The 12,673-nt window shown below is 67.7% G+C and carries 12 protein-coding genes and 1 pseudogene; 7 read left to right on the forward strand and 6 right to left on the reverse strand.

The window, feature by feature from the left end; translation table 11 throughout:
* Positions 1-924: 924 nt before the first annotated feature.
* The 6 genes from VS93_RS29735 to VS93_RS09920 all read left to right on the forward strand — a co-directional run bounded on the left by VS93_RS29735 (position 925) and on the right by VS93_RS09920 (position 6,716).
* Positions 925-1,389 (forward strand): STAS domain-containing protein, encoded by a 465-nt coding sequence (locus tag VS93_RS29735; RefSeq protein WP_162231667.1) that lies wholly within the window; start codon positions 925-927, stop codon positions 1,387-1,389.
* Positions 1,390-1,564: 175 nt separating this feature from the next.
* On the forward strand, positions 1,565-2,284 hold the full coding sequence (locus tag VS93_RS09900; protein ID WP_082126771.1) for a GAF and ANTAR domain-containing protein: 720 nt from the start codon (positions 1,565-1,567) through the stop codon (positions 2,282-2,284).
* Positions 2,285-2,358: 74 nt separating this feature from the next.
* Positions 2,359-3,075, forward strand: a complete 717-nt coding sequence (locus VS93_RS09905; protein WP_236700449.1) for a GAF and ANTAR domain-containing protein — start codon at positions 2,359-2,361, stop codon at positions 3,073-3,075.
* 448 nt (positions 3,076-3,523) lie between these two features.
* Positions 3,524-3,730, forward strand: a complete 207-nt coding sequence (locus VS93_RS09910) for a heavy-metal-associated domain-containing protein (protein WP_046469681.1) — start codon at positions 3,524-3,526, stop codon at positions 3,728-3,730.
* A gap of 51 nt (positions 3,731-3,781) precedes the next feature.
* Complete coding sequence (locus tag VS93_RS09915; protein WP_046469682.1) at positions 3,782-6,142, forward strand: heavy metal translocating P-type ATPase; 2,361 nt, start codon at positions 3,782-3,784, stop codon at positions 6,140-6,142.
* Between the two features lie 247 nt (positions 6,143-6,389).
* Positions 6,390-6,716 (forward strand): hypothetical protein, encoded by a 327-nt coding sequence (locus tag VS93_RS09920; protein ID WP_046469683.1) that lies wholly within the window; start codon positions 6,390-6,392, stop codon positions 6,714-6,716.
* A gap of 123 nt (positions 6,717-6,839) precedes the next feature.
* Here VS93_RS09920 and VS93_RS09925 read toward each other — a convergent pair whose 3' ends face one another.
* The 3 genes and pseudogenes from VS93_RS09925 to VS93_RS09930 all read right to left on the reverse strand — a co-directional run.
* Positions 6,840-7,676 carry an NAD-dependent protein deacetylase gene (locus tag VS93_RS09925; RefSeq protein ID WP_046469729.1) on the reverse strand — a complete coding sequence of 279 codons (837 nt, stop codon included), beginning with the start codon at positions 7,674-7,676 and terminating at the stop codon, positions 6,840-6,842.
* 180 nt (positions 7,677-7,856) lie between these two features.
* Positions 7,857-7,982, reverse strand: a complete 126-nt coding sequence (locus VS93_RS32915; RefSeq protein ID WP_338022712.1) for a hypothetical protein — start codon at positions 7,980-7,982, stop codon at positions 7,857-7,859.
* 58 nt (positions 7,983-8,040) lie between these two features.
* A pseudogene (locus VS93_RS09930) lies at positions 8,041-8,295 on the reverse strand (SAM-dependent methyltransferase); the annotation flags it as partial.
* Positions 8,296-8,520: 225 nt separating this feature from the next.
* Between VS93_RS09930 and VS93_RS29020 the strand changes: the two are divergent.
* Positions 8,521-9,207 carry a GOLPH3/VPS74 family protein gene (locus VS93_RS29020; RefSeq protein WP_052745651.1) on the forward strand — a complete coding sequence of 229 codons (687 nt, stop codon included), beginning with the start codon at positions 8,521-8,523 and terminating at the stop codon, positions 9,205-9,207.
* Between the two features lie 172 nt (positions 9,208-9,379).
* Here VS93_RS29020 and VS93_RS09940 read toward each other — a convergent pair whose 3' ends face one another.
* From VS93_RS09940 to VS93_RS09950, 3 genes are all read right to left on the reverse strand, one after another.
* Complete coding sequence (locus tag VS93_RS09940; protein ID WP_046469685.1) at positions 9,380-9,787, reverse strand: RidA family protein; 408 nt, start codon at positions 9,785-9,787, stop codon at positions 9,380-9,382.
* Between the two features lie 818 nt (positions 9,788-10,605).
* Positions 10,606-11,571, reverse strand: a complete 966-nt coding sequence (locus tag VS93_RS09945) for a phosphotriesterase family protein (RefSeq protein ID WP_046469686.1) — start codon at positions 11,569-11,571, stop codon at positions 10,606-10,608.
* A gap of 159 nt (positions 11,572-11,730) precedes the next feature.
* Complete coding sequence (locus VS93_RS09950) at positions 11,731-12,549, reverse strand: alpha/beta fold hydrolase (RefSeq protein WP_046469687.1); 819 nt, start codon at positions 12,547-12,549, stop codon at positions 11,731-11,733.
* Positions 12,550-12,673: the final 124 nt, after the last annotated feature.

The raw sequence follows: 12,673 nt of genomic DNA on the forward strand, positions 1-12,673 counted from the left end.
ACGCCTCACGAGCGGGGTGTGCAGCTCGACGAGCTCGCGGTAGATGACGTCGCGTTCGTGGAGATCTTCAGCTTGTCGGAGTTTCTTGAGCAGCTCGCTTGCCTTCACAGAATCGCCCTAATCGCAGTGCCCGCACCACGCGAGACGGAAACGGGAGACGGACGTGTGTCCAGGTGCGAAATACGCTCATTCCCAGCATCAGGTGGCGTTCTTCGCACGTTGGGCCTCGACCGCCGATCACCCGCCTCGGGGACTGGAAGGGCCGTGTTGTGTGGTCACTCCGCTGACGCTGCCGTGTCCCGGTACGGGCCGTGGAGAGCGGAAGGACTCACTTGATCGGGGTTCAGGTAACGCTGTCTGACCTGACGTTCAATTCAACCATACGAGGCAAGAACTTATATTCAACAAGCCAACGCGCATTGTTGCGGGAATTTTTTCCGCTAAATCATCTCAAACCGCACTAAATCTCCGAAGCGTCCGCGTGCCGCGTCTTTCTCGAAACTCGGCCCGAGACCGAAATGCGGCGCATCGCTGGTTTTAGGCGACCCAGGGCGCGTGCTGGGCCGCGGACGGCAGCCTGCCCGAAAGCGGAGTGCCCGCGGGACCGGAAGGCGTCCCGTGCTCCCGCAACGACACTGCTGTTCTATGCCGCATCCGAGCGCCGGCACCCGGCAAGACCGTCCGCCGCACAGCGGCAGCGCCTCGCGGTCAGGGGGCCGGGCCCGGAATCCGGGGCGCTGTTCGCCGGAAAGCACTGCTGCGCCGGTGACCTGGATTGTTCCGCGTACCGGGGTTGACACCGGAAGTACGTTCAGCGTGTCATGTAGGAGTCCGTTTACGATCCACGTCACATTCGTGATCCGATCGGTGGTCCAGCCCCCGCTGTCCGGACGTGCTCACGTGCGAGAGCAGGGAAATTCAGACATGGGCCGAACAGCAACGGTAGGCGACACATCATTCACGGAGAGCACTGGCCGCGTTGTGGTGGCCTTGACGGGCGAACTCGACCTGGCCACCGCAGCCTGCCTGGGGCGGCTGGCCGGTGTTTCGGCCCGTCAAGAAGTGCGGCAGCTCATTCTGGATCTCGCACGTCTGGAGTTCTGCGACGTTGTCGGCCTGCGCGCTCTGCTGACCTTGCAGGCCACACTCGCACGACACGGTGTGAAACTCGCGTTGACGAACGTGCCGGGTCCCACGATCCGCGTGATGGCCGTGACCGGACTCGACCTTTACTTCACCATCACCCCTCCCGCCCAGTCCCTCCCGTGGGACACGGGACCGTTTCGGGCGGCCGGAGCCGACCGGTCGCCCGGGGGCGTGCCGTGCCGGAAGGAGCGATCCGGTGACGGCTCTCTGAGCGACGGCACGAGATTCAGGGTAGGCTCGTAAGTGAATCGATCGAGACCACCCGTGGCCCGTCGGGTCAATCCAGACCTTGTTGCGCTCTCCGGATAGCGATCGGGAAGTCCCTTCGGACGGAGTAGCGTAATGCGATACCTGAATACTGGCCTGTTTGACCGTATTCGCGCCGGACCGCGTCGCCGGTTGTTGATAATGGTTTCTTGTGGCTGATCTGGGACGGTTGGCGCGGCTACACGCCAGGCTACTGGCCGCGGGTGATGGTGAGGCTCCGGTCGCGGGCGAGGAACTGTGCCGGACGTGCGTCGAGGAACTCCCCATCGACGGGGCGGCGATTTCGATGATGGTCGACGAGAGGCGCCGGGGGACGGTGGCGACCAGTGACGCGGTCGCGGACCGTATCGAGCAGCTGCAGTTCGGCCTGGGTGAGGGCCCGTGTATCGAGTCGTTCACCACCAGAAGACCGGTGCTGGCAGCGGACTGGGCCAGTGAGTCGCGGCGCTGGCCGGCCTTCGCCGATGGGCTGGAAGCCGGTTCCGTGGGGGCGATGTTCGCGCTGCCGCTGCAGATCGGCGCGATCACCCTCGGGGTTCTGGATCTCTACCGCACCGCCCCCGGCTCGTTGGGCTCCGCGCTCGGCGACGCGCTGCTGGCCGCGGAGACGGTGACCCTGGCCCTGCTGGACGCGCATGAGCGCGGCCCTGACGGCGACGGGGACCACGGCGGAGAGCGGTTCTCGGCCTCACTGAGTGAGACCGAGGTGCAGGTGTACCAGGCCACCGGCTTGATCAGTGGTGAACTGGGAGTGCCGCTGGAGGAGGCGTTCGTGCGGCTGCGCGCCCACGCGTTCGCCCGCGACCGGCTGGTCGGGGAGGTGGCCCGCGACATTATCGCCAGACGGATACGCCTAGATGGCGAAGGGTAGCGGACTAGCATGAGTTATTCGCATACGTTCCCCGGCAGCCCGACGGCGTCGGGGAGAATTGAGGAGGTGGGGAGGTGACTCGTGAACGGCAACTGGTAGGCGCCTTCGTCGAGATGGCCGACACTCTTGTCGTCGACTTCGATGTCGCCGAACTGCTGCATCAGCTCGCCGACCACTGCGTCGAGCTGCTGGAGGCCGCGGCGGCCGGGCTGATGCTCGCCGACGAACGGAACACGTTGCACATCGTGGCCGCCTCCAGCGAACGGACCCGACTGCTGGAGCTGTTCCAACTGCAGAACCACCAGGGCCCGTGTCTGGACTGCTTCGACTCCGGTGAACCCGTCAGAGTCCCTGATCTGGCCGCCGCCGCCGAGAGGTGGCCCGTCTTCGCCGATCACGCGCAAGAGCAGGGGTTCGCCTCGGTGCACGCCCTGCCACTGCGGCTACGCAGCACCATCATCGGCGCGCTCAACCTGTTCGGCACCACCCCCACGCCCATGTCCGAAGCCGACCTGAAGGTCGCCCAAGGCCTCGCCGACGTGGCCACCATCGGAATCCTCCAGGAACGCGCCATCCGCCGTGGCTCCACGCTCACCGAGCAGCTCCAGCACGCGCTCAACAGCCGCGTGATCATCGAACAAGCCAAAGGCGTCCTGGCCGGCCGCGAAAGCATCGACGTCGACGAAGCCTTCACACGGATCCGTTCCTACGCCCGGTCCAACAACCTGCGCCTGACCGACCTCGCCCACGCGATCGCCACCGGCCAACACAGCGCCCGGCTCAGCGTCTAGCCACTCGGTGCGGCTCAAGCCGAAGTACCGGGTGGAACGCCGCCGGCCGACCCTCTCTCCCCGACCGGGCGGTTCGCGCCCGGGGCGGCGCCCCGTACCGTGTCAGAGCATCAGCGCCCTCTTCCGTCGCCACGCCTCCACCTGAGTCCGGGGAACCATGACTCAGGTGATCTCGGCGTCCCGGCCCCGGCCTCTCCCCCTGTCGGCTCGGACCCCGGTTACCCGCCGATGAGCGGGCTCCCTCCCTAAGCGCGTCGTTCTTTCGAACTCGACGGGGCCGCGCCTCATCGTCCTCCCGAGGCGAGCGGCTTCTTGGACAGCGGTGGCCGGTCGCGGGGACACCGTTGTTCGGCACCACCGCATTCGGTGAGCGAGTCTGCGTCTTGCATACCCCTAGGGGGTATGGTAGAAATGCAGTTCCGCGTGACCGGAACGAGAAGGGGGCCAGATGACCGGCGCCAACGGCAGAGGTGGCACCGCCGTCACCACGCTGTACACCGTCCAGGGGATGACCTGCGGCCACTGTGCCGCATCGGTCACCGAAGAGGTCAGCGGCGTCACCGGCGTGCACGTCGACCTGGCCACAGGACGGCTCACCGTCAGCATTGAACGTCGACGGAGCCGGAACCAGCCCCACGACCAGCGACGACGATGAAGAGCCTCCGTGGACCACGGGCACTAGCCTGAGCGGGATGGGAGTGTGGTGATGAGCGAGACCGAAGAGATCAGTGAGGCCGGCGACCGGCTGGAGCTGGCCATCGGCGGCATGACCTGCGCCGCGTGCGCGAACCGGGTGGAGCGGCGACTGAACAGGCTGGAGGGGGTGACCGCCTCGGTCAACTTCGCCACCGAGAAGGCGCGGGTGAGCCTCGACGCGCGGGCGGCGCTGACACCCGAGGACCTCATCGCCCAGGTGGAGAAGGCCGGCTACAGCGCCGAACTTCCCGCGCCGCCGGCGGCGCGGTCGAGCGCCGCGGAGCAGGATGGCACCGGGGACGCGGAGGACGCGGCACTGGACTCGCTGCGGCAGCGGGCGTTCGTCAGCCTCGCACTGGCGATCCCGGTGATCGCGCTGTCGATGGTTCCGGCGTGGCAGTTCACCTACTGGCAGTGGGCCGCGCTCACGCTCACCGCGCCGGTGATCGTGTGGGGGGCGGCCCCCTTCCACCTCGCCGCCTGGAAGAACCTCAGGGCGGGAACGGCCACCATGGACACCCTGGTGTCCATGGGCACCGGCGCGGCGTTCCTGTGGTCGCTGTACGCGCTGTTCCTCGGCACAGCGGGCGAACCCGGCATGGTCCACCCCTTCGAGCTGACCATCAGCCGCGGCGACAGCGCCGGCAACATCTACCTGGAGGTCACCGCCGGAGTCGTGGCGGCGATCCTGCTCGGCAGGTACTTCGAGGCCCGTTCCAAACGCCGGGCCGGCGCCGCGTTGCGCACCCTGCTGGGGCTGGGAGCCAAGGACGTCGCGGTGCTGCGCGGCGGCCGAGAGGAGCGGATCGCGGTCGAGGAACTGGCCGAAGGCGAGAGGTTCGTCGTGCGCCCCGGCGAGAAGATCGCCACCGACGGCGTCGTCGAGGAAGGCACCTCGGCGGTGGACATGAGCATGCTCACCGGCGAGTCCGTCCCGGTGGAGGTCGCTCCCGGCTCTACCGTGGCCGGGGCCACGGTCAACTCCGGCGGTCGGCTGGTGGTGCGCGCCACCCGGGTCGGTTCCGACACCCAGTTAGCCCAAATGGCCAAGCTGGTGGAGGAGGCGCAGAACGGCAAGGCCGCGATCCAGCGCCTGGCCGATCGGATCGCCGGGGTGTTCGTCCCGGTCGCGATCATGATCGCGGTCGCCGTACTGGGCTTCTGGCTGGGCACGGGCAACGGGGCCGCCGCGGCGTTCACCGCCGCGGTCGCGGTGCTGATCATCGCCTGCCCGTGCGCGTTGGGCCTGGCCACACCGTTGGCGCTGATGGTGGGCACCGGCCGCGGCGCCCAGATGGGCATCCTCATCAAGGGTCCGGAGGTACTGGAGAACACCCGGCGCGTCGACACCGTCGTTCTGGACAAGACCGGCACGGTGACCAGTGGGCGGATGGCCCTGCTGGACGTGCTCGCCGCCGAGGGCGAGCGCGATGAGGACGTGCTGCGTCTGGCCGGGGCCGTGGAGAACGCCTCGGAGCACCCGATCGCCCAGGCCATCGCCGCGGGCGCCACCCAGCGCATCGGTGCGCTGCCCCAGGTGGAGGAGTTCGGCAACATCGAGGGCAAAGGCGTGCAGGGCGCCGTCGAGGGCCACCGGGTGCTGGTGGGCCGGGTCTCGCTGCTGACCGACCGGGCCCAGCGCCTGCCCGCGGAGCTGGAGCGCGCCAAGGCCGCGGCCGAAGCGAAGGGGCACACCGCAGTGGCGGTGGGCTGGGACGGGGCGGCGCGCGCGGTGCTGGTGGTGGCCGACGCGATCAAGCCCACCAGCGCCGAGGCGGTCCGCCGGTTCCGTGACCTGGGGCTACGGCCGATCCTGCTGACCGGGGACAACACCGCGGTCGCACGGTCGGTGGCCGCCGAGGTCGGCATCGACACAGGGGAGGGCACCGTCATCGCCGAGGTGCTTCCCGAGGACAAGGTCGACGTCATCAAGCGGCTGCAGGACGAGGGGCGGTCCGTGGCGATGGTCGGCGACGGCGTCAACGACGCCGCCGCTCTGGCCCAGGCCGATCTGGGACTGTCAATGGGGACCGGAACCGACGTGGCCATCGAGGCCGGCGACCTGACCCTGGTACGGGGCGACCTGCGCGCCGCCGCCGACGCCATCCGGCTCTCGCGCCGCACCCTGGGCACCATCAAGGGCAACCTGTTCTGGGCCTTCGCCTACAACGCATCAGCGATCCCCCTGGCCGCGGCCGGCCTGCTCAACCCGATGATCGCCGGAGCCGCCATGGCGTTCTCCAGCGTTTTCGTAGTGGGCAACAGCCTGCGGCTGCGCCGCTTCCGCCCATTGGCAGGCGACGACGCCGAAACCGGGGCCGGCCCGGCCGCGCCCCGCTTCCCGGAACGGGAGCGCCCCGTGACCACGTAGGCGATGTGACCGCACCAGCACCGCGGAAAGCCCCGGAACACACCTCCATCCCAGGCGGCCGGTGAGCGGCGGCGCCCCACTCGCGGTCGGCGTTCGCCGCCGCTCCACCCTTCCCGGCCGCAGAAGCCGTCGCTCCCTGCCCCGGACGTGCCGTTCCCACATGGGGAGTCCGGGCGGCGCGGAAAGGAGAGGAGCGCACGGCAGGGGGCCTCTGGCCGGGGAACCCGCCGGCCTCTAGGGTTGCCGCATGAACTCGTCGCGGGTCTCGTCATTCGTCGCCGGGGTACTGGTCGCCAACAGCGCTCCCCACCTCGCCACCGCCGTCACCGGCCACCGCCACCTCACCCCGCTCGCCGGCCGGAACTCGGGACCGACCGTCAACGCCCTCTGGGGCGGGCTCAACCTCGCGGGCGGGCTGGCCCTGCTCGCCTGGTCGCAACGCGGCGGCGGGACACGCTGGGGCGGCGACCTGGTCGCCTTCGAGGCCGGCTGTTTCAGCCTCGCCGCCTGGATGGCGGGCACGGAGCGGGTCTTTCACCCGAACTCCGGACCTGTCCCCGGCTCCGCGGGCTGAGGGACAGGCGACCGGCTCCCTTTTCCCGCCACGGCGCTCCGGGCGAAAGGTCGGCCGCGCGCACCGCGGCCGGACCCGTGAACGAGGCGCCGGGCCGCGGTCGGACCGTGCTCGGCCGCCCGGTCAGACCGCGTAGGCCTTGATCAGCGCGCGCAGGATCGGCGAGCACCCGCCCTCGACCTTCAGGGTCGCCACGCTGTTACCCCGGGTCTCCCCCCGGTTGAGGATCACGACCGGCTTGCCCTGCCTAGCCGCGTGTTTGACGAAGCGCAGGCCGGACATCACCGTCAACGACGAGCCAGCGACCAGCAGCGACTCGGCCTCGTCGACGATTCGGTACGACTCCCGCACCCGGTCCTTCGGCACATTCTCACCGAAGTAGACGATGTCCGGCTTGAGCACACCGCCGCAGGACTCGCAGTCGGCGACCCGGAAACCCTCGGTCGAGGTGAGCACGGCGTCGGCGTCGGGAGCGGTCTCGACGCCGGCGACGTCGGCGGTGAACCGCGGGTTCAGCGCGGCAAGGCGTTCGGCGAGGTACTCCCGGCGGATCACCTGCCGACAGGACAGGCAGATCACCCGGTCGTAGCGGCCGTGCAGGTCGATGATCCGGCGGCTGCCCGCCACCTCGTGCAGGGTGTCAACGTTCTGGGTGATCACGCCGGTGAGGACTCCGCTGGTCTCCAACCGGGCGAGGGCGCGGTGGCCGTCGTTGGGCCGGGCGCGGTTCATGCGGTGCCACCCGATGTGATTGCGGGCCCAGTAGTGGCGCCGAAACACGAAATCCCCGACGAACTGCTGATAGGTCATGGGCTTCCGCGGCGGAGAGTCCGGACCGCGGTAGTCGGGGATACCGGAATCGGTGGAGATGCCCGCCCCGGTAAGCGCGGTGGCGGGCCCGGATCCGAGTGTTTCGCGTATACGGTCTGCTACGGCGGCCGCGTCCTCGGCTTCGAGAATCTTCACCACGTTTCGAGACTACGTGGCTTCGGGGTGCGGAGCGGTGGGGAACAGCGGGCGCCCATACGAGGAGCCGGCGAACGCCCGCGGGCGGGACCGGCGGCCCGGCGCGGAGACGGTTCCTCCACCCCGTGCCGGGAGCGCGCACCGGGGACACCGTCCTCGTCCGGGAGGGCGCGGCTATCGGCCGGATTCCGCTTTGCGCCCCACACCGCACCGGGAGGGGGCGTCGGACAGGGGTCCGGTCTCAGCGCGCTCGGGCCTCCACCGCGGGCAGGGGACGATACCCGGCTCGACGACCTGCAACCCGTCGAAGAGGGCCGAGATCCACTCGGGAGAGCGGTGCTCGTACGGCAGCGGCGCGGTCCAGGAACTGGCGGATGCCGGCCTCGCGGGCGAGGTAGGTCACCGCCCGCTTCAGAAACCCCCGGCCCTGCCGGGCGAACTCGGGTACGTGGGGGAACAGTTCGCGGAACTGTTCGCCGGCCTCGCGGTCGGCGGCGTAGTTGTCCTTGCCGCCCAGCCAGTAGTTCCACACCCGTGCGGAATGGGGCGCCGTCGGGTCGACGGACGACGGGACCGAGGGGGCGCGCTCAGACGAGGGGGTGTTCTCAGTCATTCACTTCTCAAACGTTGACAGTGTTTACTACGCGAAAGCACCATACCGGTTCCGCAGTTCGTTTCCGGATTTTCCGGGGACTACCCGCCCTCCACCGGAACAATCGCGGGAGCGGTTCCCCTCGCGTGCGGGCAGCCGGTCCGGCGAAACTAGGGTCGGAACAGGAGCCATCGTTCCCCAGGGGCGGTGGTCAATGCACGGTCCCACTCGTCGAGAGGAGCCTTAATGGCCGTGCCACAGCCGACCATCGCCGAGGAACTGCTTCTCCTCTGCCACGACCCCACCACAGGGCGCCCGACAGCGAACTCCACCCGCCTCACCTGCGGACTCGCGGGGGCGACGGTCGCCGAACTCGCACTGAGCGGCCGCATCACCATCGACGACGAGTACGTCCACGATGCCCGGCAGCCCGCCGCCGGCGATCCGCACCTCGACGCGCTCGCCGAGCGGATCGCGGCCCAGCGGCGCCCCCGCAAGATCAAGTGGTGGGTGCAGAAAACGCAATCCGCCCGGTTGCGCGGGGAGATGCTGCAATCGGCCACTGACAGGGACCTCTTCGACCACGAGCGGAAGCGCGTCCTGGGTCTCTTCCCGCTCAACAACTACCGCCCGCGGCACCCGGAGGAGCGCGAGGAGCTGCGGCAGAGGCTGCACGCCGTGCTGGTGCAGGAGCGCGCGCCCGATGACTCCCGGACGGTCGCTCTGCTGGCGCTCTGCGGCGCGGTACAGGTCGACCGCAAGCTGTTCCCCGGACTGTCCAGCCGGGAACGCCGCAGGCTGATGAAGCAGACGACCGAGGGCGACCAGATCAGCCGGGCGGTCGCGTCGGTGATCCGGTCGATCGAGGGAGCGACCGCCGCGGCCGCGGCTGGCGGAGGAGGCGGAGGAGATGGTGGAGGAGGCGGAGGCTGACCGGCCTGCGGTGCGGCGTACACGGGCGGTCGGGCCCGGCCTCGCGCGGGTCGAGCGTGACCGCGCCCAGGACACTGGCCGGCGCGGCTACCCCGCACCGACGAGGTCTCACACGCGGACATCACGGTGCCCTCCCCTCAGGTGTCCGCGCTATGGGGGAAGCTCAATCCGTTCAGTCGATGACCGCGATGGCCTCTACCTCGACCAGATAGTCGGGTGAGGCCAGTGCCGCGACGCCGATCAGTGTGCCCGGTGCGACAGGGGTAACCCCCAGCTTCGTGGCAGCCCGGGAGACTCCTTCCAGGAATAGGGGCATCTTGTCGGGAGTCCAGTCGACGACGTAGACGGTCAGCTTGGTCACGTCCGCGAAGGAAGCACCGACCTCGGCCAGGGCAGTGCCGATGTTGAGATAACTCTGCTCGACCTGAGCGGCGAGATCGCCTTCGCCAACGGTGGTCCCGTCGGCGTCGAACGCGACCTGCCCGGCGATGAAAACCAGCCTTGAACCGGTCGCGACCGAAACCTGCCGGTAGACGTCGATCTTGGGCAGTCCTGCAGGGTTGACCAAGGTGATGGCCATGACATCTCTCTCCTTATCACTGCTGGGGAAACCTGTGGGCCGCATGCACCGGAACGAGACGCCCTCGGTCACTTTTGGTTACTGAGAAACCGTAGAAGAGTGGCGGCTGAAATGGAAGAACGCACTTCTTGGTGACTGGGGAACCCCTTGGTGGTCAAGAGGCAGCTGGAGCGGGAGATCTTCTCGGACGTCGCCAGCAATCCGGCTCTGCTGAGCATCGAGACCTCGGTGAGGACACCTTGCGCTTCAGCGAGCTGCACAACGGGATCTAAGGCGTCAGCTACAAGAGGGACTGCCAAGTAACTAGGCGGCTTTCGGGCGGCATTCAGCTTCCGCTGAGGAGTTCCAGGGCAGCGGAAACTCAAACCAGACGATCTTGCCGCTCGAGGTTTGGTGGCTGCCCCAGGAGTCGCTGAGCGCGTCTAGGAGTGTCAGGCCACGGCCGCCCTCGGCCTCATCTCCCGCCGGGCTACGCTGCGGCGTATGCGGGCTAGCGTCCTCGACTTCACACCGCAGAAGCCGCCGGGCACCGATGGAGACTGAGCCGAATGGACCCAGGAGCGTAACGAACGGCGTTGGTGACCGTCTCGCTGACGAGCAGTTGCGCAGTGTCGATCAGACTGTCCAGTCCCCAGTCGGCCAGTTGCCCGGCGGCAAGTTGCCGCGCCCGGGCCGCCGAGAGAGGTTCATCCTGAAGCTGCCAGGAGGCGATCGGCTCGGTATGCACGCAACCGCAGAGGGCGGGATGAGTAATGAGCATAATGTGGTCGTTCCGTTCTGTGCTCCGGCGCGCTTCAGCTGTCGAGCCTGAGGCCGCCTCAACCAGCCAGGTAACGGTGGGGGTTCGCGACAAGAATTGTGTCGATGTCCTGTTCGCTCAGCCCTCGTTCCTGGAGAGCCGGGATGACGTCCTCGCTGATGTGGCGGTAGTTCCAGTCGGGGAGCATTTCCCGTTTGGCTGTGGGATCGCAGAAGTCGATGAAGCAGGAGGCGTCGTGGGAGATCACGATGCTCTCGGCGAAGCCCCGGCGCACGAGTTCGACGATGACGTCGACGCGCCGAGCGAAGGGCAGGAACGGATCGAGGCCGAACCGGTCCATGCCGAGCAGGGAGCCACGCTCCGCAAGCCGCGTCAGGTAGTCGAGGTCGTCGGAGTCCCCTGAGTGACCGACGATCACCTTTGACAAGTCGACGCCTTCCTTCTCCAGCACGGCTTGCGCCACCAGCCCGGATCGGGTTGCCGCGTGCGTGTGTACGGTGATCGGAGCTCCGGTCTCGACACTCGCCTGCGCCACCGCCCGCATCGTGCGTTCGACTCCCGGTGTCAGTCCCGGCTCATCGATGGCGCACTTGAGGAACGCGGCATGGACGCCGGTATCCGCGATACCGGAGGTGATGTCCTTGACGAAGAGCTCAGTCATGGGCTCAGGCCTGTCGAAGAGAAGACCTGGACCCTGGTAGTGGAACTGATGCGGTACGTCGTTGAAGGTGTAGAGCCCGGTCGCCACGACGATGTTGAGGTCGATCTGTTCCGCGATCTGCTGGATGCGCGGGATGTAACGTCCCAGGCCGAGGACCGTCGGGTCGAGGATCGTCTCGATCCCGAGACTTTTGAGCTCGCGCAGGTCCCGGACTGCTTCGCGGACCTTCTGCTCCTCGTCCCAGTCCATCTGGTAGTTGTTGCGGTACTCCTCGCCGAGCACGAACACGTGTTCGTGAACAAGCGTCCTGCCAAGATCTTCCGGCCTTATCGGGCCGGCAGCAGTGTGGATCTCTGTCGTCATGAGGTCACCATCTCTCGGTTCGTGACACCTATCGGGGCCTGGTGCGAGGCAGAGTGTCGCCTGGCGTGCCCCTGTTTCCCCGCCTGCTGGGCATCGGCGACCGCTGCCGGTGTCACAGGAGCCGAAGTTCAGCCGCCATGGTGTAGCGCAGAATCCGACTCAGCGCTGCGCCTTGAGGAAGTCCAGCACCTTCGGAATCACGAGGTCCGGTCGTTCGAGGAGAGGACTGTGTCCGACGGCGGGAAGCATCACCAATTCCGAGGCGGGCAGGCCATTTACGAGTTCCTCGGCCCACTCCGGCGGCCGCACTGGGCACTCCTCACCACTGATGACCATCGTCGGGACTCGCACGTCACTCAGCAGGTTCGTGGCGTCCCCTCGCAAAGCGACACCGACCATGGCCGGCCTCAGCGCACGGGAAAGCTGAGCCAGTCGATCCGTCCAAAGGGCGACCGTCTCCTTCATCTGACTTGAGGCACGCGTCGATTCCCCGAACATGACCTGCACAAGGAAGTCGAGCCGTTCGCCCGTAAAGCCGTTCTGGGCGACGTCCTCGATCCAAGTCATGTAAGCGTCGGCCTTGTCGGCCGGTTCAGCCCTTGCCGAGGATCCAAGGAAGGTCATCGACTTCACGAGGTCCGGGCGGTACGCCGCCAGCCGTACCCCGACGTCTCCGCCCATGGAGGAGACCAGCACGTGGGCCTGGGAAACCCCTAGTTGATCCAGCAATGCTGCGATGTCACCAGCGCACTGCTCCATCGTGATCACGTCGCGGTCCGTCCCGGCGCTTCGGCCCTGGCCACGGAAGTCCGGGCGGATCAGCCGGAAGGCGCCTGTCGCCGCCTCGACGAACCCATCGAACATCCGGTTGTCCAAGAAGAGCGAATGGAGACAGATAACCGGTTCCAGCGATGCCTCGCCGGTGTCGTCCACATGCAGGGAGGTTCCTGCCACCTGGATTGTGTCAGCTGTGTTCATGGTGCACTTCTTTTCTGCGTGCGGAGAGTCGTTTGTCGCGGTGCGTCGAGGGGTCACCGAGCTGACCTCACGGTCGCGTAAAGCCAAGGCAGACGGCGGGCAGTTGTCCTCATCGGCTGAACGT

The sequence above is a fragment of the Allosalinactinospora lopnorensis genome (assembly GCF_000981225.1).
Taxonomy (GTDB): Bacteria; Actinomycetota; Actinomycetes; order Streptosporangiales; family Streptosporangiaceae; genus Allosalinactinospora; species Allosalinactinospora lopnorensis.

Bases quoted from the DNA above. Each gene is read 5' to 3' on its own strand.
- VS93_RS29735 (WP_162231667.1), top strand. From the start codon at position 925: ATGGGCCGAACAGCAACGGTAGGCGACACATCATTCACGGAGAGCACT.
- VS93_RS09910 (WP_046469681.1), top strand. From the start codon at position 3,524: ATGACCGGCGCCAACGGCAGAGGTGGCACCGCCGTCACCACGCTGTAC.
- VS93_RS09915 (WP_046469682.1), top strand. From the start codon at position 3,782: ATGAGCGAGACCGAAGAGATCAGTGAGGCCGGCGACCGGCTGGAGCTG.
- VS93_RS09920 (WP_046469683.1), top strand. From the start codon at position 6,390: ATGAACTCGTCGCGGGTCTCGTCATTCGTCGCCGGGGTACTGGTCGCC.
- VS93_RS29020 (WP_052745651.1), top strand. From the start codon at position 8,521: ATGGCCGTGCCACAGCCGACCATCGCCGAGGAACTGCTTCTCCTCTGC.
- VS93_RS09940 (WP_046469685.1), bottom strand. From the start codon at position 9,787: ATGGCCATCACCTTGGTCAACCCTGCAGGACTGCCCAAGATCGACGTC.
- VS93_RS09945 (WP_046469686.1), bottom strand. From the start codon at position 11,571: ATGACGACAGAGATCCACACTGCTGCCGGCCCGATAAGGCCGGAAGAT.
- VS93_RS09950 (WP_046469687.1), bottom strand. From the start codon at position 12,549: ATGAACACAGCTGACACAATCCAGGTGGCAGGAACCTCCCTGCATGTG.